Origin of the sequence: Saccharomonospora sp., from assembly GCF_027317685.1 — a bacterium.
Taxonomy (GTDB): domain Bacteria; phylum Actinomycetota; class Actinomycetes; order Mycobacteriales; family Pseudonocardiaceae; genus Saccharomonospora.
Map to the genome: position 1 here is coordinate 1 of NZ_DAHVQP010000046.1, position 25,991 is coordinate 25,991.

The window sequence follows — 25,991 nt, forward strand, 5'->3', positions numbered from 1 at the left end:
GACCAGTCCTCGCCGACCAGCGTCCACGACGCCACCAGCTCCTCGTCCGACCACTCCATCTGCATGGCACCGGACCATAGAAGACCGCTGTAATACAGCTCACAGCGAGTCGGCTACTCACTGGTTACTTTGCGGCTCAGGACAGCTTCGGGAGTTCCAGGCCTACTACTGGTGCCTCTCGCTGTCCACACAAGCCCTCGTATCCCCCGTTCTCGCCGGTCCCGACTTTCCCCACTACGAGTTCCTGGCGTTCTGGGCACTACACCTGTTGGTCGTATGGGCTGCCGTGTACCTCACTTGAGGGCTCGGACTGCACCCTTTCTGGCGCGACTACCGCATCGCGGTGACGGTCACCGTGGCTTGGGCCACCACCGCGATGGTGTTCAACAGTCTCACCGGCACCAACTACGGCTATCTCAACCACAAACCCGACACCGGCTCTTTCCTCGACCTGCTCGGCCCTTGGCCGTGGTATCTGCCGGCAGAAGTCGCACTCATCCTGGCGGCCTGGGCACTGATCACCTGGCCGTGGGCACGACGCTCCTCAGGTCGTGGGCGGCGACACAGCCCGTGACACCGGGTGCTCGCCGCCCACGACAGACTCCTTGACTGCCCTCGGATCGCCCGATCAGGCTCCCGTCAGACCGCGACGCACCAACAAAGGCTCGATCTCCGGAGCCCGACCACGGAAGTTCGCGAACGCCACCATCGGGTCTATACTTCCGCCCTTCGCCAGCAACTCACGGCGGAAACGGTCACCGTTGGCTCGGGTCAGACCACCGTTCTCCCGGAACCACTCCACCGTGTCGGCGTCGAGCACCTCACTCCAGATGTAGGAGTAGTAGCCGGCCGAGTAGCCATTGGCGAACACGTGCGCGAAATACGTACTGCGATACCGCGGCGGCACCGCGTCCACAGCCACGCCCGCCTTCCGTAGTGCCTCGGCCTCGAACTCGGCCACATCATCCACTGTCGTGTCGGCGTCCAACATGTGCCAAGCCAGGTCCAGCAGCGACGCGGCCAAGTACTCCGTCGTGGCGAATCCCTCACCGTAGGCGCGGGACTCCTCCAACCGCTTCACCAGCCGCTGCGGCAACGGTTCTCCCGTGCGGTGGTGCTTGGCGTAGTTCGCCAGCACCTCCGGCCACAACACCCACATCTCGTTGACCTGCGACGGGAACTCCACGAAATCCCGGGGAACGTTCGTGCCCGCGCACGTCGGGTACCGGGTGTCCGAGAACAAGCCGTGCAGTGCGTGACCGAATTCGTGGAACATGGTCACCACCTCGTCGTAGGTCAGCAGCGTCGGCTCACCCTGTGGCGGCTTGGTGATGTTGAGGTTGTTCACCACCACCGGACGGCGCCCCAACAGCCCCGACGGCTCGCAGTAGAAGTTCATCCACGCGCCACCGCGCTTGGATTCCCGCGCGTAGTAGTCCCCCAGGAACAAGCCCAGCAGAGCGCCGTCGGCGTCGTACACCTCGAACACCCGCACGTCCGGGTGGTAGGTGGGCAGGTCCTGCCGCTCGCTGAACGTCACCCCGTACAGCTTGTTGGCCGCGTAGAACACGCCGTCCCGCAACACCGTGTCCAGCTCGAAGTACGGCCGCAGCTCCGCGTCGTCGACCTCGAACCGGCGCTTACGCACCCGCTCGGCGTAGAACGCCCAGTCCCACGGCTCCAGCGAGTGGTTCTCACCCGACCTCGTGATCTCGTCGGCCAGTTCCGCGGCCTCAGCGCGTGCGTTGGCCACCGCGGCCGGAGCCAACCGGCGCAGCATGTCCAACGCCGCGTCCGCCGTCTTCGCCGTCTGGTCCTCGATCACATAGGCCGCGTGGTGCGGATATCCCAGCAACGCGGCGCGCTCGGCCCGCAACCGCGTGATCCGCGCCAGCACCTCGGTGTTGTCGTACTCGTTCCCTCGGTTTCCCCTCGCGATCGAGGCCCGGAATATCCGTTCCCGCAGCTCCCTGTTCTCCAGCGAGGCCAAAAGTGGTTGTGCCGTCGGCAGCGACAACGTCAGCAGGTAGCCACCGTCGTGCCCCCGTTCCGTCGCGGCCTCGGCCGCCGCCGCGATCTCCGCGTCGGACAACCCGGCCAGTTGCTCACGATCGGAGACCAGCACCGCCAGGTCGTTCGTATCGGCCAGCAGGTTGTTCGAAAACCGTGTGGACAGCGACGACAGCTCGGCATTCAGTTCCCTCAACCGTTGCCGGTCGGTTTCGGGCAGCGCCGCACCGGCGCGAACGAAGTCCAGGTGGTAGCGACGCAGCAACCACGCGGACTCGGCGTCCAGCTCCAACGTCTCCCGACGCTCGTAGAGCTCCTCGATCCGGGCGAACAACGCCGGGTTCAGGTGGATGGCATCGAAGTGTTCGGCCAGTTTCGGCGCGACCTCGGCGTGGACGGCCCGCAACGTGTCGTTGGTGTGGGACGCGGCGAGGTTGAAGAACACCGAAGCGACCCGGTTCAGCAGTTGCCCCGAGCGCTCCAACGCCACGATCGTGTTGCCGAACGTCGGTGGCTCCGGATTGTTCGCGATGGCCTCCGCCTCGGCGGCGTGTTCGGCCATGCCCGCCTCGAACGCGGGCAGGAAATGTTCATCAATGATCCGGTCGAACGGTGGCAGCTCGCAAGGCAGCTCACTCGGCGTCAACAGCGGGTTGTCCGCGTTCGTCACGATCGATCCTTTCGTCCCGTCGTCCCCCCGATGTCGGCATCGGAGGACAACGTGCCTCGTCGACGTCGTTTCGGTTTCGGCGGCACGATCCCGTCCAGATCGCCGCCGTGGTCGTTGACCCTCAGCACGAACGGCCGCGTCTGCGTGTAGCGGACGACCGACACCGAGCCGGGGTCGACGACGATGCGTTGGAAGGCGTCGAGGTGCTGACCGAGCGCGTCGGACAGCACTGCCTTGATCACATCACCGTGACTGCACACCACCCACACCGCGTGTTCACCGTACTCGCCGGTGATGCGGGCATCGTGATCTCGCACGGCGGCCACCGCCCTGGCTTGCATGGCAGCCAGCCCCTCGCCACCGGGGAACACCACCGCGGACGGATGCGACTGCACCACCTTCCACAGAGGTTCCTTGGCCAGTGACTTCAGTTCGCGACCGGTCCACTCCCCGTAGTCGACCTCGGATAACCGGGAGTCGGTGGTCCGATCGAGACCTCGGTCGGCCAACAGCGGCGCCACCGTCTGCCTGCACCGCAGCAACGGCGAGGTCACCACGGCAGCGACGGGTATGCCGGCCAGGCGCTGCACCAACGCCTCGGCCTGCGCACGGCCGGTCTCGTCGAGGCCCACTTTCGGTGTCCGGCCTGCCAGCACACCCGAGCTGTTGGCGCTTGACCGGCCGTGCCGCAGCAGGATCACAGTACCCACGAGGCCACCCTACGGGTTCGCCCCCGCCTCCCCCACGGTGGCAGGCCCCGCGTCCGGGTCGAGCACTCCTGTGAACACCAGCACCAACACCGCAAGCCCGAGGGCGACGCGGTAGATCACGAACGGCAGGAAGCTGTTGTTCTTGATGTAGGACATAAGCCACGCGATCACCGCGTAGCCCACCCCGAAGGACACGATGGTGGCCAGCAGAGTCGGCCCCACGCCCGGCGCGTCGCCCGCGCCGATGTCGGTCAGCTTGTACACCCCCGAGGCGAGCACGGCGGGTACCGCGAGCAGGAACGCGTACTCCGCGGCGTCGGCACGCTTGTAGCCGAGCAACAGCCCACCGGTGATGGTGCCGCCCGAACGTGACACGCCGGGGATGAGCGCCAACGCCTGCGCGAATCCGTATCCCAGACCGTGCGGCACGGTCAGCTGGTCCAGCTCGCGCTGCTTGCTGCCCATGCGGTCAGCGACCAGCAACAACAGGCCGAACACGATGAGCGTCGTTGCTGTCAGGCGTAGATCTCGGAACACGCTTTCGATGCGTTCCTCGAACAGCAGGCCGAGGACACCGATCGGGATGGAACCGATGATGATGAGCCAGCCCATCCTGGCATCGGGGTCGGACCGGTACTCCCGCTTGGTCAGCGAAAGGAACCAGTTGCGCAGGATACGGCCGATCTTCCGGCTGAAGTACAGCAGCACCGCGAGCTCGGTGCCGATCTGCGTGACAGCGGTGAACGCGGCACCGGGGTCGTCCCAACCCGCGAACGCCGCCGTCAGTCGGATGTGCGCGCTCGACGAGATCGGCAGGAACTCGGTCAGCCCCTGCACCAACCCGAGAACGAGCGCTTCGAACCAGCCCATCAGGCCGCTCCCGACCTTTCCAACGCTTCCACTGCCGTACGCAACACGTCGGCGCCGAGCGCCGGGTCGACGAACGGGGCCAGGCTCAACGTGGTCACGCCTGCCTCGGCGAACGCGGCCATGCGCTCGGCGATCCGCTCCGTCGGACCGAGCAACGACGTCGCGTCGAGGAATTCCAGGGGCACCGCCGCCATCGCTCCCATGTAGTCCTTGGCGAGGTAACGCTCCTGCACCTCAGCGGCGGCGTCGGCGAAGCCCATCCGCACCGCCAGGCGGTTGTAGAAGTTCTTCTCCCGGCTGCCCATACCACCCAGGTACAGCGCCGCATAAGCGCGCACGGAATCGGCGCACACGGTCCAGTCGTCACCGGGAACGAACGGCACGGTCGGCGCGATGTCGAGTTCACCGAGGTCACGACCGGCCCTGGCGGCCCCGGCCTTCAAATGGTCGAGTTGGGTGCTCGCGTGCTCGGGAGAGAAGAACACCGGCAGCCACCCGTCGGCGATCTCCCCGGTGAGTTCCAGGTTCTTCGGCCCGATCGCGGCCAAGTAGGTGGGGATGCGTTCCCGCACGGGGTGCACGGTCAACGCCAGTGCCTTGCCGGGCCCGTCCGGCAGCGGCAGCTGGAAGTGCTTCCCGGAGTAGCGCACCTTCTCCCGCCGCAACGCGGCCCGCACGATGTCCACGTACTCGCGGGTGCGCCCGAGTGGCGCGGTGAACCGGACACCGTGCCACCCCTCCGACACCTGTGGCCCCGACACTCCGAGTCCGAGCCGGAACCGCCCACCGGAGAGCGTGTCCAAGGTGGCGGCGGTCATGGCCGTCGCAGCGGGAGTGCGCGCCGGGATCTGCAGTACCGCGCTGCCGATGTCGATCGACGACGTCTGGGCCGCGATCCAGGCCAACACCGTGGGCGCGTCGGAGCCGTACGCCTCCGCGACCCACACCACCGAGTAACCGAGTGTGTCGGCCTCCTTGGCCAGTGCCAGATTGGACGCGTCGTTACCAGCGCCCCAGTACCCGAGATTCAGCCCTAGTCGCACGAACGTCGACACTAGCGGGCGGCCTCCGACGAGCTGACACGCCTTCGTCACGAGCTCGTTCGAGTGACGGTTAGGCTCTGGCGCTATGGAAAGCCGTCAACTCGGCACCTCCGGTCTTCGGGTGTCCCGGTTAGGGCTAGGCACCTTGTCGTGGTCGACCAACACTGACGCCGAGGACGCCGCCAACCAGCTCGCGGCGTTCGTCGACGCCGGTGGCACCCTCGTCGACACCGCCGACATCTACGGCGACGGCGAGGTCGAACGACTGCTCGGATCTCTCCTGGGCCACCTGGTGCCACGAGAGAGTGTGGTAATCGCCACAAAGACTGTCGCTCGTCGGGGCGACGGACCATTCGACGGTGGCGCGTCCCGAGGAGCGCTGTTGTCTGCGCTGGACGGCTCACTACGCAGGCTCGGGGTCGACCACATCGATCTGTGGCAGCTGCACGCCTGGGACACCGCGGTACCGATCGACGAGACCCTATCCGCCCTCGAGTACGCGCTACGCAGCGGCAAAGTCCGCTATGTCGGTGTGTGCAACTACACGGGCTGGCAGCTGGCAACGGCCGCCGCGAACATGCGGGAGAACCGGATCGTGTCGATCCAATCGGAGTACTCGCTGCTGGAACGCGGCATCGAACGGGAAGTGGTGCCCGCCGCGGCCCACCACGGCATCGGAGTGCTGCCGTGGGCCCCGCTCGGGCGGGGCGTGCTGACCGGTAAGTACCGCACCGGCACTCCCGCCGACTCGCGCGGCGCCTCCACCGTCTACGCCGGCTACGTCGAGCAGCACCGCACCGAACGAGCGGCGCGCATCGTGGAGGCGGTCGTCACCGCGGCCGAGGGACTCGGTACCTCGCCGCTGTCGGTGGCGCTGGCATGGGTGCGGGACCGTCCCGGTGTCGTGGCACCGATCGTCGGTGCCCGGGACAAGAGTCAGCTCGCCGGTTCGCTCGCCTCCGAGTCTCTTACCTTGCCCTCTGCGATCAGGGCCGCACTCGACGACGTCAGCGCCATCGAGTTCGGCTACCCGGAACGGTGGCTGTCATGAACGTCCGTAAGTCCCGCGCCTTCCCCCGTGTCACCTCGGTGGTCCTGGCCGCCGTGCTGGTGTGGCCGCTGGTGGCCTGCGCCGACGACGGCGAGGTCCAGGACGAACTGCAGGTCGTCGAGAATCCGACAGCCGCCACCGCACCACCGTCGCCGGAAACCACGACCGCCCCCGAAGGGGTGGTGATCGGCGCGGACGACGAAGCTCCGATCGGTGACGTCACCGCGTTGGCCACGGACTCGGACACTGGCGTGCTGGCCGTTGCCGTGCAGGACCCGGATCAGGTGTTGCTCTACGACCTCGACACGCTCGAGGAACCGGCGCAGGAGCCGACAACGGTGGTGGAACTGCCCGGTCCGGCTGAACAACTCACGGTCTCGCAGAACACCCTCGTCGCCGCCGTGCCGTCCGCGAGCGTCCTCGCCCGCATCTCCCTTCCCGAGGGAGAACTGCACACGACGTCGATACGTGGCCGCCCCACCGGCACCGCACCGTTCGAGGACCGGCTCCTGGTCAGTCTGCGGGAGAGCGAAGCGGTCGCTGTCGTCGAGGACGGCCGCGTGGTGTCCACCATCCAAGGCGGGTTGAACAGCGCTGACGACGTGGTCATGGCCGATGGGTACCCGGTCGTGCTCGACCGCCTCCGCAGCGCCGTCTTCGCCGTCGACGTCGAGGGCCGAAACATCGGTGAAGGACTCCGCGCCGGTCAGGGCGCCACCAACATGGTGACCGACTCCTTCGGACGAGTGTTCACCATCGATACCCGCCGCGGCGCCGTTCTGGCGTTCTCCACCGACCCGCTGCTGTTACGGCAGCGCTACCCGGTTTCCGGCGGTGCGTACGCACTCGCCTACGACGAGCGGCGCCACTTGTTGTGGGTCACTTTGACCGAACGCAACGAAGTGGTCGGCTTCGACGTACGCGGTGGCGAGCCGACGGAGAAGCATCGCTACCCGACCATCCGGCAGCCGAATTCGATTACGGTCGAGGAACGGACGTCCCGAATCGTGATCGGCTCGGCAGCCGGGGAAGGGATCCAGGTGATCGCTCCATGACGAATACCGAAGTCGTGACCGACGATGACTGGGAGTATCGCCGGGTGCAGCTGCCTCCGGGGGTCTCTCGTTTGACCGCGACCGTGCAACTGTCGTTGCAGGCCGAGTTCTCGGGTTGGGAATTGTCCAACGTCCGGCTGTATTCCGACGGCACCCGCAAGATATGGGTGCGTAGACGTCGCTCGTCGACTGCGGCGGGCCTGCTGCCCGGATTCATCGTCTAGCTCCGGGCAGCGCTTCTTCCGAGCTGCTTTTCCGGCTCCGATAGGGATGCTGTCAGCGACCCTATCGGCTCGCTGTGTGCCCCACACCGACCTTCGCCCAGGGGAAGATCCAGGAACGCCGTGAGTCAGCGGAACCGTTCGGGGTCGCCGGCTCCTTCACGCACGATCTCCGGAAAACCGTCGGAGAAGTCGACCACGGTGGTGGACTCGGCACCGCAGTCACCGGAGTCCAGCACCACGTCCACCACCGTGTCCAGACGTTCCTTGATGTCCCACCCCTGGGTCATCGGCTCTTCCTCGCCGGGCAACAGCAGCGTGCTCGACACGATCGGCTCACCCAGTTCCGCCAGGAGTGCCTGTGCCACCGCATGGTCGGGAATACGTGCGCCGACGGTCTTCTTCTTCGGGTGCCATAGCTGACGCGGCACCTCCTTCGTGGCGGGCAGGATGAACGTGTAACTGCCCGGCACAGCGGATTTGATGGCACGGAACACCGTGTTGTCCATGTGGACGAACTTCGCGAGCTGCGCGAAGTCCCGGCACACGAGGGTGAAGTGGTGCCGCTGGCCCAGCTTTCGGATCGCGCGGATACGGTCCATGCCCTGCTTGTTACCCAGCGCACAACCCAACGCGAAGCAGGAGTCGGTCGGATAGACCACGACACCGTCCGACCGCAACGCTCTCACCGTCTGTGCGATGGCGCGCGGCTGCGGGTTACGCGGGTGCACGTCCACATATCTCGCCACGCCAACAGGCTAGGTGATGCGCGACACAAAGACCACCACGGTGTCCCGACCCACCGAGCCGGTTTCGACACCCCCACCGTGGCCGGCCGTGATCGGCTGTGATCGTCGCCGGACGCCGAGACCCCGAGGACGGCTGGCACAATCTGGGCACATGACCGAACAACCACAGCGCCCCACAGTCAACCTGTCCCGACGACGACTGATCTCGGTCGCGCTCATGACGGTTGTGGGGATCACTCTGTTCGTGGTCGCGATCCTCACCACCGAACCGAACTGGATGATGTGGTTCTTCGGCGTTCTCATGTTGCTGAGCGCTCTCGCGTTCTGGACCACCTACGCCATCTACCTCCACAAGCGCCGCAACGCCGGGCGGTGAGCCGCTCGAACGGGACCACCGTGCCAACGACACGGAAGGGCGCGATGGCAGCTGATCGGCCGGTGACCAGGCGATACTCCCGCGACTGTCCGACCTGAGTGTGTACAACGAACTGGGCGGCGCAGTCCTGCAACGTGGTGGTTAGTTCGGTCGGGGCGGCCTCGCCGTGGTTCTCGCGACCACCGGATAGTCGGGGCAGCTGGCACAATCCGGGCGCATGATCGAACAACCACAGCGCCCCACAACCAACCGATCCCTGCAAGAACTGGCTCCGGCCGCGTTCATCTCGGCCATGGGGATCATGCTGCTCGTAGTCGTGGTCCTCGCCATCGAACCGACCTGGCTGAGGTGGCTCGTCGGCATCGCCATCGGGCTGAGCGAAGTCGCGTTCTGGGCCCTCTACCTCACCCATCGTCGCAAGCGCCGCGCCACACAGTGAGCCGCTCATCCGGGTCCGGCCGCGGGCGCCCATGGATACGTGAACGGAGGACGAGATGAGTGGCTCCGTTCGCGGGTGATGAGGACATGTCGGCTGACAAACCGTGCCACCCGGCCCCAGTCGCGGTCCACAGTGGAGAACTTTGGCTGTGGACCGACCCCGGGGCCGGGTGGCGCGACTCAGCCGCGTTGGTCCGCCTGCAGAAGAGCGCGCTCGGTGAGTACCCGGGCCAGGTGACGGCGGTACTCACTCGTCGCGTGCGGTTCGTCGGCGGGGCTGGTGCCCTCGGCCGCCAGACGAGCGGCCTCGCCGATCGACGCGCCGTCGGCCAGGGCCCGCTCGGTGGCTTCGGCCCTCATCGGCGTTCCCGCCATGTTGATCAACGCGACCGCCTGTCCGCACACGGCCACGCCCACGATGGCCCAGTCGATGGAGCGGCGCGTGAACTTCTCGAATCCCCACCCCACGCCGGTCCGTTTCGGCACGCGTATCTCGGTGAGCACCTCGTCCGGGCCGAGGGCGGTGGTGAAGGGACCGAGGAAGAACTCCTCCGCCGCGATAGTGCGCTGACCAGTCCGGGTACGCACAACGAACTCGGCGTCACAGGCCAGCAACGCGGCGGGCAGGTCAGCCGCGGCGTCTCCGTGCGCCACCGACCCTCCGATGGTGCCTCGATGCCGCACCTGGGGGTCGCCGATCGTGCCCGCGACATGTGCCACCAGCGGCACGTGTCTCTCCAACAGCGGGTCGGACACCAGATCGTGGTAACGGGTCATCGCCCCGATCGCGATGTGATCGTCCTCGTCTCGCACATAGGACAGTTCACGCAGTCCCGCGATGTCCACGACGATCTCGGGCGCGGCCAGGCGCAGCTTCATCAACGGCAACAGTGAGTGCCCGCCCGCCAGAAGCTTCGCCTCGTCACCGTGTTCGGCCAGTACGGCCAACGCGTCGTCCACGGAGGACGCCCGTCGGTATTGCAAAGCGGCAGGGATCACTGGCCGACCTCCTGACCGGACGCGTCGATCACCGCATCGACGATGTTCTGATAACCGGTGCAGCGGCAGAAGTTGCCCTCGATCCCCTCGCGCACCTGCTCCCGCGTGGGTTTGGGGTTCTCCTCCAACAACGACGCCGCCGCCATGATCATGCCGGGGGTGCAGAAACCGCACTGGAGCCCGTGCCGTTCCTTGAATGCCGTGCGCAGCGGATGCTCCTGCCCGTCCTCACCACCGGCCAGCCCCTCCAGCGTCGTGACCCGGTGGCCGTCCGCCTGTGCCGCCAACATCGTGCAGGACTTCACCGACTCGCCGTCCACCAGGACGGTGCACGCACCGCAGGACGTGGTGTCGCAGCCGACGTTGGTGGCCGTCAGCCCGGCGACATCGCGCACGAAGTGCACGAGCAGGGTCCGGTCCTCGACCTCCTCGGAGACCGTCTGTCCGTTGATCTCGATCGTGACGCGCAACGCTGTCAATCCGCCTCTCGTACTCGCGCCAGTGCCTCCCACACCCGCATCGGGGTCGTAGGCATGTCGATGTGTGTCACGCCGAGGTGCGACACCGCGTCCACCACGGCGTTCTGCACCGCGGGCGTCGACCCGATGGTGGCGGCCTCGCCGATACCCTTGACTCCCAACGGGTTGCGGTCGGTGGGAGTGGCCATATCCACCAACTCGAAGTCGGGTAATCCCGTGGCCGTGACGAACGAATAGTCCGCCAACGTGGCCGTGGTCGGGTTGCCGTCGGCGTCGTAGTCCATCACCTCCAGCAACGCCTGCGCCACACCTTGCGCCAGACCGCCGTGCCGCTGTCCCTGGAACGTCACGGGGTTGAGCACGGGTCCGGCGTCGTCCACCGCGACGATGCGCCGCAACGTCACCTTGCCGGTGAGGGTGTCCACCTCGACCACCGCCAGGTGGGCGCCGAACGGGAACGTCGGTCCGACCTCGTCGAACCACACGTCCGCGGACAACGCTCCGGGTTCGGCCTCGGCAGCCAGGTCCGCCCAGCTCACAGAGCCGGCGGCCCCGGCCCCGCGCACGCGCCACGCGCCCGCCTCGACATCCAGTTCGAGGTCATCGGCCGACGCCTCCAGCGCATCGGCCGCCAGTCTGCGAGCCTTGTCGATCACGTCGTCGGCGGCCTTACGGATCGCCGAACCACCGAACTGCAACGACCGCGACCCCATCGTGCCCACCCCTTTGGGCACCTCGTCGGTGTCTCCGTGCCGCACCGTGATCCGGTCCATCGGCACGCCGAGCCTGTCGGACAGCAGCATCGCCAGCGTCGTGTGAATGCCCTGACCGTGCGGTGAGACGCCGGTGTACGCGGTGACACTGCCGTCCGGGTTGATGTCCACCCGGCCACTGTCACCCTTTCCATCACCACCGGTGATCTCGACGTAGGTCGACATCCCGATCCCCAGCGCGACTGGGTCGCCCGCGGCGCGCCGTCGCGCCTGTTCCGCCCGCAGGTCGGCGTAGCCCGCGGCCTCCAACACCTTGTCCAACGCGGCGGCGTAGTCACCGCTGTCGTAGGAGGCGCCCGTGGGCGTGGTGTGAGGGAAGGCGTCGGGCGGAATGAAGTTCTTCCTCCGCACGTCGGCTGGGTCGGCGCCGATCTCGGCGGCGAACAGATCGATGGCCCGCTCCACCGCCGCGGTCGCCTCCGGTCGCCCCGCACCGCGGTAGGCGCCGATGGGGGTCGTGTTGGTGACCACCGTCTTGCTGACGGTCTCCACCTTCGGGAACCGGTAGACGCCCGGGGCCATCATCTCGGTCAAGGTCGGCAGATACAGCGTGCGTGGGTAGGCGCCCGCGTCCTGCACCACCTCCAGCCGGAAGGCGAGGACCGTACCGTCCCGCCTGCCACCGATGGTGATCGTGTTGCGCTGTGCCCGGCCGTGCGTCATCGAGGTCAGGTTCTCGCTGCGGGTCTCCGACCACCGCACCGGCCGTCCCACCCGGCGTGACGCCCAGGCCAACACCACCGGTTCGGGGTCGGTACCGATCTTCGCGCCGAACCCGCCCCCGACGTCCGGGGTCACCACACGGATCCGTCCACTGTCGAGGCCGAGTCCCTTCGCCACAGCCGACTGGGCGAAGTGCGCGTTCTGCGTCGACAGCCACAGGGTCAGTCGACCGTCGTCGCCCCATGCGCAGGCCGCTCCCCGAACTTCGAGAGGAGCAGCCGCCAACCGCTGGTTGACAATGGTCTTTCGGACCACCACCTCGCAATCGGCGAAGGTGTCCTCGGCGAAGTCACCGCCGTTGGTGTGTGCCACGTTGTCACCCAGTTCCGGATGCACCACCGTGTCACCGGCCAACGCCGTCTCGATGTCCGCCACCACGTCGAGTGGCTCGTAATCCACATCGACGAGCTCTGCCGCATCGGCGAGTTGATACCGATGTTCGGCGAGTACGAGAGCCACCGGCTCCCCGACGTAACGCACGACACCGTCGGCAAGCCACGGCTGCGTCACCGGGCCCGCCTTCCCCGGCTTCAGGTCCAGGTCGGCGGCCGTGTAGACCGCGACGACACCGGGAGCGGCCAGCGCCTCCGATGTATCGATCGAAGTGATGGTCGCGTGCGCGATCGGACTTCGCACGAACATCGCGTGGACGGCGCCGGTGAGCGCGTCCTCACGAAGGTCGTCGATGTAGGTGCCGCCCGTCGTGATCAGTTTCTCGTCCTCGACGCGGACCACCTTGGTGCCGACGATGCTCAATCTCAGCCTCCCGCTCAAACTCCGGCGACGATCATGCCTAATCGACCGGTGTGGACGCCAATGCGGGAGAAAAGATTTTTCAACGAACGGTCGACTTCGCTACGACCGAGCTGAGCGACTTTCGTATGATTACGCCGTTCGCATGAACGGGGTGCCCGGCAACCGGCTCAGTCGAACGCTTCCTCGGCGTAACGGGTGTGCAGCCGACGCGCGGTCTCGATCTGACGGTCGGCCCTGGAGAGCAATTCGTCCAGTGTGGCGGTGTCCAATCGATCGTCCCTCCGCGCCCTGGCACGTAGGCTCCGCCACAATCCGGCCTTCGCCGTCAACACCATCGTGGCGCCTTCCAACTCCAACACCGGGCTCGCGGGAGAGGGCTTCAGCAGCCTGCCGTTGAGCTTCAACCGGCCTACCTTCTCACCGGCCCAGGCCGCGATGCTTTTGTAAGCACGTACGGGCACGTCCAATGCGGCCATGATCTCCCGCAACCTACGCAGGTCCTCCACCAGCTCGTCACGCAAGGCGGCCAGGTCCGCCGCATGTACGGAATTCCGCTGTTGGGAAGCCAGTCGCCGAACCAACTCCGCGCCACCGACAGCGATGGCATGGTGGTCGTTGAGATAGGTCGCGAAGACGAGATCAACGGTGTCGGTGCCGAGCATGGTCGCCGAATACCCGGAACAGCCGTTTCGACACTCAACCGGTCCGGTCAGTTCGGGTACAGAGCGACATGCACAGAACGCATGAGACGGCCGTACGCCGCTCCTGCTAATCCCGCCCTCGCCAACGCCGCCTTCGCCGCATTGGAGCCCGGACCACCGTGGACCGCGCCACCGGGATGCGCCGAGGCACTGGCCAGATACAACCGATCGACAGGCGTGTCCGAGCGGCCCATCCCCGGCACGGGCCGGAAGACGAGCTGTTGATGCAGGGCCGCGGTACCACCGTTGATAGCACCACCGACGAGGCTCGGCTCCCAACGATGCAGATCGGTGGGGCTCAACACATGCCGGTTGCGGATACAAGCCGTGAACCCGGGGGCGTGCCGCTCGACGATGTGCTCCATACGGTCGACGAAACGGCGCACCCTGTCCCGATCCCACGCCAGTCCCTGCGGCACGTGCGTGTACGCCCACGCGACCTCGGTGCCTTCGGGCGAGCGGGTGGGATCGGTCGTGGTCATCTGTCCGAGCACGAGCATCGGTTCCACCGGCACCTGTCCCGAGGTCAGCTCGGCACTGTAACGCGAAAGCCCGTCGAGATCGCTGTCCAAATGCACCGTACCCGCACGTCCGACATCCGGGTTGCTCCACGGAATGGGTCCGGACAACGCCCAGTCCACCTTGACCGTCGCGTCGTCCCACTGGAAATTCTCCAGGTCGGACAGCAGTCGCGACGGTAGATGCTCTTCGCCCACCAACTCCCGATAGAGCACTGGCGCGGGCACATCCGCCAATACCGCCTTCCGCGCGCGCACAAGACTCCCGTGCTCATCACGCACCCCAACGGCCCGGCCCCGCGCCACCAACACACGCGTCACGGCACGCGAGCACTCGATGCGCCCTCCGCGTGTCCTCAGCCGGGCAGCCAATGCTTCGGTGAGGCCACCCGCCCCTCCCTCGGGCACCGGGAAACCGACGTCCTGCCCCAGCATGGTGAGCAACCAGCCGAACACCGAACTCCCCGCGGTATCCGGGCCGAGATCGCTGTGCAAAGCATTGCCGGCCAGAAGCAGCCGCGCACCGTCGCCACGGTAGGTCTCCTCCCCCAGCGCCCGCACGGGCATCGCCAACATGCGTGCGAACCGCAGCCCGTCGGCCAGACCGAGTGTGCGCACCAACCGCGACGCGGGCCGCACCGGAGGAAAAGGGGAGAACAATGTGTCCAGCAGCGACTCCTTCACCCGGAGCCACTGATCGAATTGGAGCCGCCAGGCCTCTCCGTCCCGTGCGTCGAAGGTCGAGAGCGAGGCGACGGTGGCCTCGAGATCACGGGAGAGCACAGCGGCCCTATCATCCGGCAGCACGTGCGCGAGCACCGCGGGAGCGTGCCGCCAGCGCAGTCCGTACTGCTCCAGGTCCAGACCACGGATGACCGGTGAAGTCACCGACAACGGATAGAAGGCGCTGAACACATCGTGACGGAACCCCGGTTCGGTGAGCTCGGCCGTTCGGACGGCTCCCCCCACATAAGGCGTGGCCTCCAGCACCAATACATCCCAACCGGCATCAGCCAGCAGGTTGGCGGCCACCAAGCCGTTCTGTCCCGCCCCGATGACAACGGCATCCACCGTGTCACCCGCTGCCACACTCGACCCCGGTGCACCCACGGCCTTCGACATACCCACCAGACCCGATCCTACACTTCGGCCGTCAGCGGACGGGTGTTTCACACCGACGCCGACCGGGGATCTCAAAAAGCGTGGCAGTCGGCGCAACGGTGGTCGTCACCGGAGCTACAGGCAATGTGGGAACGGCGTTGCTACGGCAACTCTCGACCACGAACGACATACGCGTCACCGGCGTGGCCCGCCGCATCCCGGAACCGGACACCGAACCGTACCGGCATGCTCGGTGGGTCTCATGTGATCTCGGCGAACCCGACGCCGTGGACACCCTCACCACCGCTCTCGACGGCGCCGACGCCGTAGTGCACCTGGCCTGGGCCATCCACCCGCGGCGCGACGAACCGTCCCTGTGGCGCACCAATGTCACGGGCACCCGCCACCTGCTTCAGGCAACCGCTCGGGCAGGTGTCGAACGCCTGATCGTGGGTTCGTCGGTGGCCGCCTACTCACCCACCTCACGATGGTCGATGGTCAGCGAGGACTGGGAGACAGGCGGCATCGACACCAGCGCCTACAGCCGCAGCAAGGTGTGGCTGGAACGGGAACTCGACACGTTCACCCAACACCACCCCGACATCACGCTGAGCCGGGTCCGACCGTGCGCGATCCTGCAACAAGACGCCGCGGGCGAGTTCGCACGCTGGCTGCTCGGCGACCTGGTACCCGGCCGCTGGATCGGACGGCCGTGGCTTCCCCTCCCCCTGTGGCCACAGCTGCGAATCCAGCTCGTCCACGCCGACGATGTCGCCGCCGCGATCATCGCCGTACTCAACCGACAGGCCGCCGGGTCGTTCAACCTCGCCGCCGAACCCGTATTACACGCCCACGACATCGCCGGCACACTCGGTGGAACGCGCCTGCCCGTGCCGAAGTCAGTGTTGTCGGCGAGCAGCGGACTCGCCTGGTGTGCCGGGCTGTATCCCCTGCACCCGGGATGGCTGGAACTCGCCGACAAGGCCCCACTGGCCGACACCACCCGGGCGAGAGCCGAGTTGGATTGGGAGCCTGCGCACAATGCCAAGGAGACCTTGGCCTCCCTGGTCTCCGGGCTACGTGAAGGTTCGGGGACCACCAGCCCGGCGCTCGCACCGGAAACCGCCGAACCCCTGTGGCAGAGATGGAGATCGGTAACATGGGGCACGCCGAGCCACCAGTCACAGAGCTGAACCGCTCACCCGAGCCTCTCTCACGCCGTCTTACCGACCACGATGTCCTGCAACCTGGCCAGGGCCTCAACGTTGCGGGGACGTAGCAACAATGCCTGCAGCGGCTCCGGCAGCAACCCCACCGGCCCACTCACGATCTCCTCGGCCAGGCTCACCCGTGTGCCGTGTTCGCCCTCCGGAATCAACGTGACCCGGATACGCGCCCGCCCGAACAACCACAGCCGCGCATCCAACTCGACCATGCGCCCGGGTGAAACCGCCGTCACCGTGGACACGTCCGGCACCTGAACCGGCCACATCCCCGCTTTGTGGTGGATCCGGCTCCCCTCGGCGGGCCAGGCGGCATCCACCTTGCGGATATGCGCATTACCGACCACCCAGCCCGCATAAGACCAGCCATCGGACAGAACCGCATACACGCGCTCCTGACCCGCCGGCATCACTCGACTCACCTCGATCATCGCGCCACACCTCCATGGGCGCTATACCCACGACGGCACCCGTTGACGCACGAGAACACCGCATCCGGGCCACCGGCTCCGAGCGGCCGTCTTGCTGTAGTGACACCTCCACCCGACGTGGTGACCGAAGTGGTCTACGACGTCGGATCGTTCAGTCTCGCCGTCGCACGCCGTACAGTGTGCCTTCACTCCATCGCAGGTTGTTGAGGGGCAACATGGGTGCGCAACGTGGTCCGCTCGCGGCGGTCGCCGATTTCGCCAGCCGCTGGTTCGCGGTGCTCGTGCTGGCCGGCGGGCTCGTCGGTCTGGTACTCCCCGACCAGACGGCGACACTGGCAGGTCACGTACCTCTGCTACTCGGGGTGATCATGTTCGGGATGGGCCTGACCCTACGGCCCGCCGACTTCGCGCTCGTGTTGCGCCGCCCCTGGGCCGTGCTGCTCGGCCTCTGTGCCCAGTTCCTCATCATGCCTCTGACGGCAGTGGCGGTGAGTTGGGTCTTCGGACTCTCCGGACTGTTGCTGACCGGCATGGTGCTCGTCGGCTGCGCCCCCGGTGGCACGGCCTCCAACGTGATCGTCTACCTGTCCCGGGGCGATGTCGCGCTGTCGGTGACACTGACCTCGGTGGCCACGATGCTGGCGCCCGTACTCACCCCACTGCTGGTGCTGTGGCTGGCCGGGTCGGACCTGCCCGTGGGTTTCCTGGACCTGTTCTCCTCGATCGTGCAGGTCGTTCTGCTCCCGGTCTCGGCGGGCATCGTGGTACGTGTTCTGGCGGGACGCCACGTGGAGAAGGTGCTTCCGTACCTGCCTTTGGTATCGGTCACCGGCATCGTCGTCGTGGTCGCCGCCATCGTCGGCGCCAACGCCGACTCCGTGATCTCCAGCGGCATCCTGCTGGTGGCGGCGGTCATCACGCACAACGGGTTGGGGCTGCTGCTGGGTTACTTCGCGGCGAAAGCCGCGCGGCTCGACGAGTCGGCCTGTCGTGCCGTCAGCGTGGAGGTCGGCATGCAGAACTCCGGACTGTCCGCCAGTCTCGCCACCGCGCATTTCGCGCCTTTGGCCGCTCTGCCCGCCGCCCTGTTCTCCGTATGGCACAACGTGTCGGGTTCGATGTTGGCAAGCTACTGGGCCAAACGACCGACGCGAAAGCCGCGCAGGATCTCGCGTCGAACATGACTTCCCGGCCAGGTCAGTAGTCGTCGGTGTTGTCGTTGGAGTCGAACGGGAAGAACTCGAATCGCACGAAGTCGTGGCGCGTGCCCACACGCACCACTCCTGAGACACCCTGGCGTCGTAGATCGTCGAAGGTGCGGGCCAGATTCTCCGCTGCTTTGTCCGGATAGCTGTCGGTCTGGATAAGCGTGCGATGCAGCTGCATGACCTCCCACCCCTCTCTCGTCCCACTCCCCACGGAAACGGCGAGCGTGACGTCGAGCAGCCACCGTGGTCTCTTCCCGGGCAGCTCCGGCGTCTGATGACTTTCGATACCCACGATGTGGTCCGCTCTGACCAGTCCGTCGTTGAGCGTTGTGACCCAGATGTTCTCCAGCCCCATGTGTGTGCGAGTACCCGAAGAAAGATCGATGCATGCGTGGCTGGGTTGTCATTGGCTGTGGAACACTACAGCCAATCCGTATAGGGCGTTATACAAAAGACTGTCGGTTTTCACTCGATCAGGTGGTTTTCGCTCCGTCACCATCGCGATGGAGTCTCACCGGACCGGCCTAGATTCCCCGTCGCCGGAGTGGGTACCACACCCGGGATGATGCTCAACCGATTGCTGCGTGCCGCTGAGTCAGTCGACCGCTTCGATGAACCCAGCGAGAAACTGGCACACCGACTACGTCGAATACTGAAGAACCGTCCCGCGGACCGTGTACTGCGCGGTTCCTGGATAGGTCACCCCGCTCACCCCCTCATCGTCACCGTTCCCATCGGGGCCTGGGTGTGTTCGGCGGCGTTCGACGCGCTCCGGCAACGCGAAGCCGCACGCCGACTCATCGCCATCGGCGCCCTCACCGCACCCCTCGCCGTCATCACCGGATTGGCGGAGTTCTCCCGACTGTCCACCGTGCAGCGACGTGTCGGCGCTCTCCATTTGTCGACCAATGTCGTGGCACAAGCGTGTTACCTTATCTCCCACCGCTGCCGGACCCGCGAAGCCAAAAGTGCCGGAACAGCTGGAACAGCCGGAACACTGTGGGGGCTCGCCGGTCTGGCCGCGGTCGCGGCGGGCGGCGCACTCGGCGGTCACCTGTCCTACGCTCTGGGCGCAGGCGTGCACGAGTGGCAGGAAGGCCCCGAGGCCTGATGCCGTCCCGGGTGTGCCCGCCGCACGGCCAGACCCGCGGCGGGCACACCCGTCGTCATCCGCAGCGACCACGCCGAGGAGGTCCGGCATGACGGTGACCCTCGTCCACGGAACATCGTTCTGTGTGTGTGATGACGACGGCGAGTTCGGCGGAGCTCTCGCGGAGGGCACTTTCTACCAGGACACCCGCATCCTCTCCGGGTGGAATCTGCGTATCGACGGCAAACCCGTCGAGCCCATCACCGTGCAGGTCCCCGAACCGTTCCAGGCACGGTTCGTCGGCCGGGCCCACTCGAGTGAGGGGGAAGGGGAGAGCTCACTACTCGTTCGCAGGGAACGCTACATCGGCGGCGGCATGCGCGAGGACCTCATCCTCCGCAACTACGGCCGCACCCGGGTCGTGTGCACGGTCAGTTTCCGCGTCGCGGCCGACTTCGCCGACGTCTTCGAGGTCAAAGCGGGCCGTATCCGCGACAAGGGCCACCATGCCGTCGAAGTCACCAGCAGTGGTCTGTACCTCGCCCGGTACCTCGACTCCACCAGCAGAGGCGTGCGTATCACCGGACTCACCATCGACGGCAAGCACGCCGAGTACTCCCGCGACCGGGTCAGCTTCCGGGTCGTCGTCCCGCCCGGCGAGGAGTGGTACTCCTCCGTGGCCGCTCTCCCCGTCATCGACGGTACTCCCATCACCCCACTGTTTCCGAGGGAACGCCCCGTCGAGCTGTCCGGGCCCGCCGTACTCACCCGCCGCTGGCGTGAGGAGAGCCCGGTCCTGAGCTATTCCGACAACCGGACGCTCGCCACCACCCTGCAACGCAGCAGGGAGGACCTCGGATCCCTGCGCATGTTCGACCCCGACCACCCCGGTGACGTCGGCATCGCGGCGGGTGCGCCGTGGTTCATGGCGTTGTTCGGTCGCGACTCGCTGATCGCCTCACTGATGTCGCTCGCCGTCGATCCCACACTCGCACTCGGCACCGTGCAAACACTCGCCCGGCACCAGGGCACCACCGTCGAGCCCAACAGCGAGGAGGAGCCCGGCCGCATCCTCCATGAAGTGCGTTTCGGCGCCGACGTCTCGTTGGCTCTCGGCGGCAGCCACATCTACTACGGCAGTATCGACGCAACACCCCTGTTCGTCATGCTGCTCGGCGAACTCAGCCGTTGGGGCATCGGCAAGGACCGTGTCGAGGCGCTGCTCGGGCACGCCGACCGTGCGCTGGAGTGGATCGACCGCTACGGCGATCGCGACGGCGACGGCTTCGTCGAGTACCACCGCGCCACCGACAAAGGACTGGTCAACCAGGGTTGGAAGGACTCCTGGGACGGCATCAACTTCGCCGACGGAACCATCGCCTCCTCCCCCATCGCACTGTGCGAAGTCCAAGGCTACGTCTACGCGGCGTTCGTGGCCCGTGCCGAACTGGCGGAAAGCTTCGGGGACCACGAGGGCAGTAGGTACTGGCAGACTCGTGCTGCGAAAATGAAACAACGGTTCAACGAACAGTTCTGGTTGCCCGACCTCGGTCGCTACGCCCTCGGACTCGACGGTGACAAACAACCGATCGACGCCGTAGCGTCAAACATCGGACACTGTCTGTGGACGGGAATTCTCGATGAGGAACGGGCCGGCTCCGTCGCGGATTCTCTTCTCTCCCCCGAGATGTTCACCGGCTGGGGAATTCGCACTCTGTCGACGGCCATGGGCGCGTACAACCCCATGAGCTATCACAACGGTTCCGTGTGGCCGCACGACAACGCCATCATCGCCGCAGGACTCATGCGTTACGGGTTCATCGAGCACGCGCAACGCGTCGCCGTCGCCATCCTCGACGCCGCTACCGCGTTCGACGGCAGACTCCCCGAGCTGATGTGCGGCTTCGACCGCACCGAGTACACCACCCCGATCCCCTATCCCACCTCTTGTTCACCTCAAGCTTGGGCTTCGGCGGCACCGATCCACCTGTTGCGGAGCCTCCTGCGTTTCCAGCCATCACTCCCCCACCGACGCCTGCGCATATCCCCTGCGTTACCGAAGTCTTTCGGAGCGTTACAGATCGATGACGTTCCACTCGGAGGAAGCCGGATTTCCATCGAAGCCAAGGGAACCGACGTACGGGTCGGACATCTACCGACCGACATCGAATTGGTTCATTAGGTCGTAGGACGTTCCGCACGGCGCTGTTTACCCCACCACCCCAGGGGAATGGGGCGAGCATGAGTTCATTGAGAATCGCCATGGTCGCTCCCCCGTGGTTCGAACTACCTCCCAACGCATACGGCGGTATCGAAGCCATGTGCAGCGACCTCATCGAACAACTCACCCTCCACGGTCTCGACATCACGCTCGTCGGCGTCGGGCACAACGGCACACCGGCGGATTTCGTGCCGACCTACGACAAGCCGAACGAGAGCAGGCTCGGCCAGGTCTTGCCCGAAGTCACCCACGCCTCGGCACTGACCGAAATCATCGAGAAGATCGACCCGGATGTCGTGCACGACCACAGTCTTGCGGGACCGTTGATGGCGCGTGGACGCACCATGCCGACCGTCGTCACCGCGCACGGCCCCGTGAACGGCGAAATGGGACAGTACTACCGGGGCCTCGGCGACAGCATACAACTCGTGGCCGTGTCCGACGCCCAACGTCGACTGTCACCCGATCTCAACTGGGTCGGCACTGTCCACAACGCAGTTCGCGTGGAACGGTTCCCGTTCCGGGAGAACAAAGACGACTACGCGCTGTTCCTCGGCAGAGCATGTGTCGAGAAGGGCATTCCCCAAGCCATCGAGGCAGCACGTCGCGCCGGTATACCTCTCAAGATCGCTGCCAAATGCCGCGAACCCGAGGAGAAAGCCTACTTCGATCGGGTGATCGAACCGCTGCTCGGCCCGGACATCGAGTGGCTCGGTGAAGCCGACCGCGCGCGCAAGGTGGAGCTCCTCCAGTCAGCCCGTTGCCTCGTCTTCCCCGTGTGCTGGGAAGAGCCCTTCGGCATCGTCATGGTCGAAGCCATGGCATGCGGCACGCCGGTCGTGGGTTTCCGTAGAGGGTCCGTTCCCGAAGTCGTCACCCACGGCCGGACCGGCTATGTGTGCGACGACGTCGAGACTCTGGCCCAGGCCATCCGCAAGACAGACGAGCTGTCACCTCACGCCTGCCGCAGAGAGGCCGAGTTGCGCTTCGACGTCGACATGATGGCCGACCGCTACGCGCGCATCTACCAGTCCGTTCTCTGATCGGAGACAACGGACACTTGCTGCGCTTCCTCCACTGGATAACGCAGCCAGGTGCCCATCGGAGGCTGCTGCTCCACTCCGGGCTGGGAGTAGTCGCACACGCCGTCGGGGAAGGTGGCGAGCAACCGCCGCCACTGGTCCTCCCCCAACGACACCTCGTAATCAGCCGGGTCCACTGGCTTGAGCTGGCACTTCACGACGTCGGCCGCAACGTCCTCACCCGCCACCTCGCGGGGGAAGGACGCCGACGGATACCACTTCTCACACTCGCTTACCGGGTTCCGATCCAACCGCTGCGCCACGAAAACCGGATTCTCATCGCGTGAGTTGCAGCCCTCCCGTAATCCCGGGGGCTTCGCTCGGGCGATGTCCTCGACACTGAAAGGAGCCGGGCCCGTTGTATCCATATTGGTCAACCAGTTATCCATATGGACGATGGCACTACGCAGCAACGGACTGCGGGTGCTGAATCCGCCGTAACGGTCGTCCTCCAACAAACTCACCTGGTTGGCGGCCGACCCATTCGCCTCCCGTAACCGCTCCCGCATCGAGAAGGTGTGGTAGCGCACGTGGATGTCACCGTTCGGGCTGTCGTCCTGGTAGGCCCGGTAATCGATGATCGGGACGGTCGCGAGCCCTCCGCCACCGTTGGTGAGTCGGCCCGTTCGATAACCGGCACGGATTGCCACTGGATCGGCCTCTGTGCGCTCGTCCACGATGTTGGCGTCGTGATCGAATCCACCCACGCGGGCATTGAGGTCGAGGAACTGCTCGACCGTGATGGCGCCGTCGTTGAGCGCCGCCAGCCCGTACTGAACACCCACGTTGTCGAGTGGCCTGCGCGCGAATCCGGTCTCCGGGTCACGTCCGTAGACGTTGACCGCATGGTCGTACACACCACAGCGCACTCCTCGAGGATTGGTCTTTGGGTGGTATCGCTGTTCGGCAGGGACCATGTCGCAGTACGCCGTCGGATCGATACGACGCGCTCCCACGGCGACGTTTGGCGCCGTCTCGTAACGCAGGAATCCCGTAACGGCCCGCTTTTGCTCCTGTGTCCAGGCGATCTCGGACCCGGTGAAGTACTCGTGCAACAGCCACGCGTCGGTGATGAAGTTGACGGTACTGAACGTCACCTCGGGAAACGAACAGCCCACGATGATGCCGTCGAAGATGCCCGGATAGTTGTCGACGATCTGGTGCGCTTGGTACGAGCCTCCGGAACAGCCGAAGCCGATGGTGTGTTCGATCGGGCCATGGCGTTCGACGAATCGTTCCTTCACCATCATCGCGGTCTCCGCCGCCGTGACGTCCGCACAATTGGCGCCGTACACGTTCAATGACGACGACATCATGCCGTAACCACGGCCGAGCAGGAAGTCGTCCGTGACTCCACCGGTTGTGTCGCCCTGGCGGTACCAACCGTTCACACATCCGCCGCCGAGGGTGTAGAAGACTCGACCGTTCCAGGCCGACGGCGGCGTAACCGGACTCGGCTCCGGCTCTTCCAACGGGTCGTGCAGTACCGTCAGCTGATAAACGCCCCGGTTGGCCGTACCCGTCTCCATCCGCACGATGTACGGGACCCGCTCGCCTTGTGAAGTGATGGTCGCGGCCAGGTCCTCCGGATAGTCGGCGGTATCGTCCGGCCACGGCGCGAACGCGCCATCGGTGGTGCGGTAGAAATAGTCCACTCTGGTTTCGACGGAACAGTTCTCGTCGAGAGGCTCTCCCAGCGTGCCGCCGATCACGGGAAGTTGGAAGTCCGCGGTCTCGCACAGGAACGGCTTCTGTTGCGGGCCGGAGAACACCGGTCCCTCGGCGGGATGGTTGGTGAGAGAAAGCTCGGCCCGGAGGTTTTCCTGTCCTGAAACGGTGGCCACCATGTGGTTACGACCGTCGCTCAGCCCGCTGACATAGCCGGTGAGCGTCCCCGCCGAGCCGTCCGCGGCGAACTCTTCGGTGATCTCCTCCCCGTTCAGCCACACGGTGACGGCGCGCAGCGGTACCTCGCCCGGTACATCGATACGCAGGACCGTGTCCCCGGCGGTGACCATGTCGGGACGTCCGGACAGTACCGACAGAGACAGCTCGTCGCTCGCGGCCACACTTTCCGCCGGTGACAACGCCACGAGCAATGTCGAAAGCGGGACCACGACCAGCGCGGCGACACCATGTCTCGTTGTCCGACTCGTTGCACGTCTCACCGAGCTGCTTCCCTTCACCGACCTCAGCACCACCACAGCGAGGACGTAATGTAACCGATGTGAAACGCACGGTGATTCCCTCTTTTGGGCATACTCCCCTTTTCTCCCCCGGACGTGATCGAACTCAGGCGTCGTCACCGTCACTTCCGACGAAAAGTCCCCCATACGGGTGTGTCAGCTGCGCTCAGCCCGGGCGGCCTCGAACATGAGAACATGGCCCCACCGACGCCGCTGCCGCCAATGCTCGCCGTGTCCGGCGACGTGCCCGAAGACGACGAGTGGGTCTACGACTGGAAATGGGACGGAGTGCGGGCGGTCATCGGGATCGCGGGTGGGGAAGCAGCCGAGGTCCGCGTGTACTCGCGCACTCTGCGAGACATCACCAGCCGTTATCCCGAGCTACATGAGCTCGCTGCCTCCACTCGCAGAAAGCTGCTGCTCGACGGTGAGATCGTCGCACTCGATGAACAGGGGCGCCCCGACTTCGGCCGACTTCAGTCCCGTGCGCAGGTCGGCCTGCCCACTCCCCGCCTGCTGCGCGAGGCGCCCGTCCACTACTACGCGTTCGACCTGCTCGTCGTGGACGACGAGGGTCTCTGTGAACTGCCCTACCACCACCGACGGGACTGGCTCGCCGATCTCGGCCTGCCCGCACCTCCCACCGTTCGCACGCCCGATCCTCACGCGCAGGTCTCCGGTAACGGGCTTTTGGAAATCGCGGCCGAGCACGGATTCGAAGGGATCATGGCGAAGCACCGTGACTCGGTCTACCGGCCCGGTACGCGCTCGAAGAGCTGGGTGAACACCGCGCTGCGTGTTCCTCAGGAAGTGGTGATCGGCGGCTGGGTGCCCGGCAGAGGCCACCCCGACACGCTGGGAGCCCTGCTCCTCGGCGTCTACGACACCTCCGGCGCGTTGACTTACGTCGGGTCCGTCGAAACAGGCTCTCCCGACGCGGCGACGGCCGCCCTGTTCGACAAGTTCGAATCACTGACGAGGCCGTCGAGCCCTTTCTCGACCCCCGTCCCCCGAACGCGGGCACGGCACGCTCAATGGGTGGAACCCGATCTCGTGGGCGAGGTGGAGCACCGGCGGTGGACACACGACCGCAAGCTCTGGCGGCCGTCCTGGCGAGGTCTGCGTACCGGCCGGGCTCCGGACGAGATCATGTTGCCGTTCTGATCCTCGCGCGATGCCACCGGAAGCCATCCCATGACGGTCCGGCCGAGTGGTGGCCCAGCCGGAAAGAGCGCACCGACCGTGGACGGTCGGACGTTTCCGCAAGCACTCGGGCCCTCGGACGCAGCACCTCCGCCCGGATCCGC

Annotated in this window: 24 protein-coding genes and 1 pseudogene; 12 read left to right on the plus strand and 13 right to left on the minus strand. The window is 66.0% G+C overall.

Annotated features, from left to right (window positions below; genetic code table 11):
• Positions 1-163: 163 nt before the first annotated feature.
• Positions 164-574 (plus strand): annotated as a pseudogene (locus M7H19_RS06030) (TIGR02206 family membrane protein); the annotation flags it as partial.
• Positions 575-628: 54 nt separating this feature from the next.
• Here the strand turns inward: M7H19_RS06030 and M7H19_RS06035 are convergent.
• The 4 genes from M7H19_RS06035 to M7H19_RS06050 are packed head-to-tail and all read right to left on the minus strand — an operon-like array spanning position 629 to position 5,303.
• Positions 629-2,680, minus strand: a complete 2,052-nt coding sequence (locus tag M7H19_RS06035) for a M3 family metallopeptidase (RefSeq protein WP_298178043.1) — start codon at positions 2,678-2,680, stop codon at positions 629-631.
• Positions 2,677-3,390: a histidine phosphatase family protein gene (locus tag M7H19_RS06040; protein ID WP_298178046.1), complete on the minus strand. Its 714-nt coding sequence runs from the start codon at positions 3,388-3,390 to the stop codon at positions 2,677-2,679. Before M7H19_RS06040 ends, M7H19_RS06035 begins: the two co-directional genes overlap by 4 nt.
• 9 nt (positions 3,391-3,399) lie before the next feature.
• A complete protein-coding gene (locus M7H19_RS06045) occupies positions 3,400-4,260 on the minus strand; it encodes an undecaprenyl-diphosphate phosphatase (RefSeq protein ID WP_298178048.1) in 861 nt (286 codons plus the stop codon).
• Positions 4,260-5,303, minus strand: coding sequence for an LLM class F420-dependent oxidoreductase (locus M7H19_RS06050; protein WP_298178050.1), 1,044 nt, complete (start codon positions 5,301-5,303; stop codon positions 4,260-4,262). The genes M7H19_RS06045 and M7H19_RS06050 overlap by 1 nt, the downstream gene beginning before the upstream one ends.
• A gap of 85 nt (positions 5,304-5,388) precedes the next feature.
• Between M7H19_RS06050 and M7H19_RS06055 the strand changes: the two genes are divergently transcribed.
• The 3 genes from M7H19_RS06055 to M7H19_RS06065 are packed head-to-tail and all read left to right on the plus strand — an operon-like array spanning position 5,389 to position 7,633.
• Positions 5,389-6,354, plus strand: coding sequence for an aldo/keto reductase (locus tag M7H19_RS06055; protein ID WP_298178052.1), 966 nt, complete (start codon positions 5,389-5,391; stop codon positions 6,352-6,354).
• Entirely contained in the window at positions 6,351-7,409 is a 1,059-nt protein-coding gene (locus tag M7H19_RS06060) for a hypothetical protein (protein WP_298178054.1), read from the plus strand. Before M7H19_RS06055 ends, M7H19_RS06060 begins: the two co-directional genes overlap by 4 nt.
• Positions 7,406-7,633 carry a DUF5703 family protein gene (locus M7H19_RS06065; protein WP_298178056.1) on the plus strand — a complete coding sequence of 76 codons (228 nt, stop codon included), beginning with the start codon at positions 7,406-7,408 and terminating at the stop codon, positions 7,631-7,633. Before M7H19_RS06060 ends, M7H19_RS06065 begins: the two co-directional genes overlap by 4 nt.
• A 125-nt stretch (positions 7,634-7,758) precedes the next feature.
• Here the strand turns inward: M7H19_RS06065 and M7H19_RS06070 are convergent, their stop codons facing one another.
• Complete coding sequence (locus tag M7H19_RS06070; RefSeq protein WP_298178058.1) at positions 7,759-8,379, minus strand: L-threonylcarbamoyladenylate synthase; 621 nt, start codon at positions 8,377-8,379, stop codon at positions 7,759-7,761.
• 151 nt (positions 8,380-8,530) lie between these two features.
• On the opposite strand from M7H19_RS06070, the gene M7H19_RS06075 reads away from it, so the two are divergent.
• Both M7H19_RS06075 and M7H19_RS06080 read left to right on the plus strand, forming a co-directional pair.
• Entirely contained in the window at positions 8,531-8,755 is a 225-nt protein-coding gene (locus M7H19_RS06075; RefSeq protein WP_298178060.1) for a hypothetical protein, read from the plus strand.
• Between the two features lie 217 nt (positions 8,756-8,972).
• Positions 8,973-9,194: a hypothetical protein gene (locus M7H19_RS06080; protein ID WP_298178062.1), complete on the plus strand. Its 222-nt coding sequence runs from the start codon at positions 8,973-8,975 to the stop codon at positions 9,192-9,194.
• 179 nt (positions 9,195-9,373) lie between these two features.
• Here M7H19_RS06080 and M7H19_RS06085 read toward each other — a convergent pair whose 3' ends face one another.
• From M7H19_RS06085 to M7H19_RS06105, 5 genes are all read right to left on the minus strand, one after another.
• The gene (locus M7H19_RS06085; RefSeq protein ID WP_298178065.1) at positions 9,374-10,192 is read right to left on the minus strand and encodes a xanthine dehydrogenase family protein subunit M; all 819 of its coding nucleotides are present in this window, start codon (positions 10,190-10,192) and stop codon (positions 9,374-9,376) included.
• Positions 10,189-10,662, minus strand: a complete 474-nt coding sequence (locus M7H19_RS06090) for a (2Fe-2S)-binding protein (RefSeq protein WP_298178119.1) — start codon at positions 10,660-10,662, stop codon at positions 10,189-10,191. Before M7H19_RS06090 ends, M7H19_RS06085 begins: the two co-directional genes overlap by 4 nt.
• 5 nt (positions 10,663-10,667) lie before the next feature.
• A complete protein-coding gene (locus tag M7H19_RS06095) occupies positions 10,668-12,923 on the minus strand; it encodes a xanthine dehydrogenase family protein molybdopterin-binding subunit (RefSeq protein ID WP_298178067.1) in 2,256 nt (751 codons plus the stop codon).
• A gap of 167 nt (positions 12,924-13,090) precedes the next feature.
• Positions 13,091-13,585 (minus strand): hypothetical protein, encoded by a 495-nt coding sequence (locus M7H19_RS06100; RefSeq protein ID WP_298178068.1) that lies wholly within the window; start codon positions 13,583-13,585, stop codon positions 13,091-13,093.
• A 47-nt stretch (positions 13,586-13,632) separates the two neighbouring features.
• Positions 13,633-15,264: an NAD(P)/FAD-dependent oxidoreductase gene (locus M7H19_RS06105; RefSeq protein WP_298178121.1), complete on the minus strand. Its 1,632-nt coding sequence runs from the start codon at positions 15,262-15,264 to the stop codon at positions 13,633-13,635.
• 80 nt (positions 15,265-15,344) lie between these two features.
• Here M7H19_RS06105 and M7H19_RS06110 point away from each other — a divergent pair, with 80 nt between their 5' ends.
• On the plus strand, positions 15,345-16,436 hold the full coding sequence (locus M7H19_RS06110) for an NAD-dependent epimerase/dehydratase family protein (protein ID WP_298178070.1): 1,092 nt from the start codon (positions 15,345-15,347) through the stop codon (positions 16,434-16,436).
• Positions 16,437-16,456: 20 nt separating this feature from the next.
• On the opposite strand, the gene M7H19_RS06115 is transcribed toward M7H19_RS06110, so the two are convergent.
• Positions 16,457-16,897: an SRPBCC family protein gene (locus M7H19_RS06115; RefSeq protein ID WP_298178073.1), complete on the minus strand. Its 441-nt coding sequence runs from the start codon at positions 16,895-16,897 to the stop codon at positions 16,457-16,459.
• Positions 16,898-17,112: 215 nt separating this feature from the next.
• On the opposite strand from M7H19_RS06115, the gene M7H19_RS06120 reads away from it, so the two are divergent.
• Positions 17,113-18,081, plus strand: a complete 969-nt coding sequence (locus M7H19_RS06120; protein ID WP_298178123.1) for a bile acid:sodium symporter family protein — start codon at positions 17,113-17,115, stop codon at positions 18,079-18,081.
• A gap of 13 nt (positions 18,082-18,094) precedes the next feature.
• Here M7H19_RS06120 and M7H19_RS06125 read toward each other — a convergent pair whose 3' ends face one another.
• Positions 18,095-18,460, minus strand: a complete 366-nt coding sequence (locus tag M7H19_RS06125) for a hypothetical protein (RefSeq protein ID WP_298178075.1) — start codon at positions 18,458-18,460, stop codon at positions 18,095-18,097.
• Positions 18,461-18,667: 207 nt separating this feature from the next.
• On the opposite strand from M7H19_RS06125, the gene M7H19_RS06130 reads away from it, so the two are divergent.
• The 3 genes from M7H19_RS06130 to M7H19_RS06140 all read left to right on the plus strand — a co-directional run bounded on the left by M7H19_RS06130 (position 18,668) and on the right by M7H19_RS06140 (position 22,459).
• Positions 18,668-19,216 (plus strand): DUF2231 domain-containing protein, encoded by a 549-nt coding sequence (locus tag M7H19_RS06130; RefSeq protein ID WP_298178125.1) that lies wholly within the window; start codon positions 18,668-18,670, stop codon positions 19,214-19,216.
• Positions 19,217-19,304: 88 nt separating this feature from the next.
• Complete coding sequence (locus tag M7H19_RS06135; RefSeq protein WP_298178077.1) at positions 19,305-21,377, plus strand: glycogen debranching N-terminal domain-containing protein; 2,073 nt, start codon at positions 19,305-19,307, stop codon at positions 21,375-21,377.
• 59 nt (positions 21,378-21,436) lie between these two features.
• The gene (locus M7H19_RS06140; RefSeq protein ID WP_298178079.1) at positions 21,437-22,459 is read left to right on the plus strand and encodes a glycosyltransferase family 4 protein; all 1,023 of its coding nucleotides are present in this window, start codon (positions 21,437-21,439) and stop codon (positions 22,457-22,459) included.
• Here M7H19_RS06140 and M7H19_RS06145 read toward each other — a convergent pair.
• Positions 22,441-24,666, minus strand: a complete 2,226-nt coding sequence (locus tag M7H19_RS06145; RefSeq protein ID WP_298178081.1) for a DUF6351 family protein — start codon at positions 24,664-24,666, stop codon at positions 22,441-22,443. The genes M7H19_RS06140 and M7H19_RS06145 overlap by 19 nt on opposite strands.
• A 213-nt stretch (positions 24,667-24,879) precedes the next feature.
• On the opposite strand from M7H19_RS06145, the gene ligD reads away from it, so the two are divergent.
• Positions 24,880-25,848 (plus strand): non-homologous end-joining DNA ligase, encoded by a 969-nt coding sequence (gene ligD / locus M7H19_RS06150; protein WP_298178083.1) that lies wholly within the window; start codon positions 24,880-24,882, stop codon positions 25,846-25,848.
• The last annotated feature ends 143 nt before the right edge of the window (positions 25,849-25,991 follow it).

What these genes read in the sequence shown, in the direction of transcription:
- M7H19_RS06045 (WP_298178048.1), bottom strand. Translation starts at nt 4,260, where the DNA reads ATGGGCTGGTTCGAAGCGCTCGTTCTCGGGTTGGTGCAGGGGCTGACC.
- M7H19_RS06055 (WP_298178052.1), top strand. Translation starts at nt 5,389, where the DNA reads ATGGAAAGCCGTCAACTCGGCACCTCCGGTCTTCGGGTGTCCCGGTTA.
- M7H19_RS06060 (WP_298178054.1), top strand. Translation starts at nt 6,351, where the DNA reads ATGAACGTCCGTAAGTCCCGCGCCTTCCCCCGTGTCACCTCGGTGGTC.
- M7H19_RS06065 (WP_298178056.1), top strand. Translation starts at nt 7,406, where the DNA reads ATGACGAATACCGAAGTCGTGACCGACGATGACTGGGAGTATCGCCGG.
- M7H19_RS06075 (WP_298178060.1), top strand. Translation starts at nt 8,531, where the DNA reads ATGACCGAACAACCACAGCGCCCCACAGTCAACCTGTCCCGACGACGA.
- M7H19_RS06080 (WP_298178062.1), top strand. Translation starts at nt 8,973, where the DNA reads ATGATCGAACAACCACAGCGCCCCACAACCAACCGATCCCTGCAAGAA.
- M7H19_RS06100 (WP_298178068.1), bottom strand. Translation starts at nt 13,585, where the DNA reads ATGCTCGGCACCGACACCGTTGATCTCGTCTTCGCGACCTATCTCAAC.
- M7H19_RS06105 (WP_298178121.1), bottom strand. Translation starts at nt 15,264, where the DNA reads ATGTCGAAGGCCGTGGGTGCACCGGGGTCGAGTGTGGCAGCGGGTGAC.
- M7H19_RS06115 (WP_298178073.1), bottom strand. Translation starts at nt 16,897, where the DNA reads ATGATCGAGGTGAGTCGAGTGATGCCGGCGGGTCAGGAGCGCGTGTAT.
- M7H19_RS06120 (WP_298178123.1), top strand. Translation starts at nt 17,113, where the DNA reads ATGGGTGCGCAACGTGGTCCGCTCGCGGCGGTCGCCGATTTCGCCAGC.
- M7H19_RS06125 (WP_298178075.1), bottom strand. Translation starts at nt 18,460, where the DNA reads ATGGGGCTGGAGAACATCTGGGTCACAACGCTCAACGACGGACTGGTC.
- M7H19_RS06130 (WP_298178125.1), top strand. Translation starts at nt 18,668, where the DNA reads ATGATGCTCAACCGATTGCTGCGTGCCGCTGAGTCAGTCGACCGCTTC.
- M7H19_RS06135 (WP_298178077.1), top strand. Translation starts at nt 19,305, where the DNA reads ATGACGGTGACCCTCGTCCACGGAACATCGTTCTGTGTGTGTGATGAC.
- M7H19_RS06140 (WP_298178079.1), top strand. Translation starts at nt 21,437, where the DNA reads ATGAGTTCATTGAGAATCGCCATGGTCGCTCCCCCGTGGTTCGAACTA.
- ligD (WP_298178083.1), top strand. Translation starts at nt 24,880, where the DNA reads ATGGCCCCACCGACGCCGCTGCCGCCAATGCTCGCCGTGTCCGGCGAC.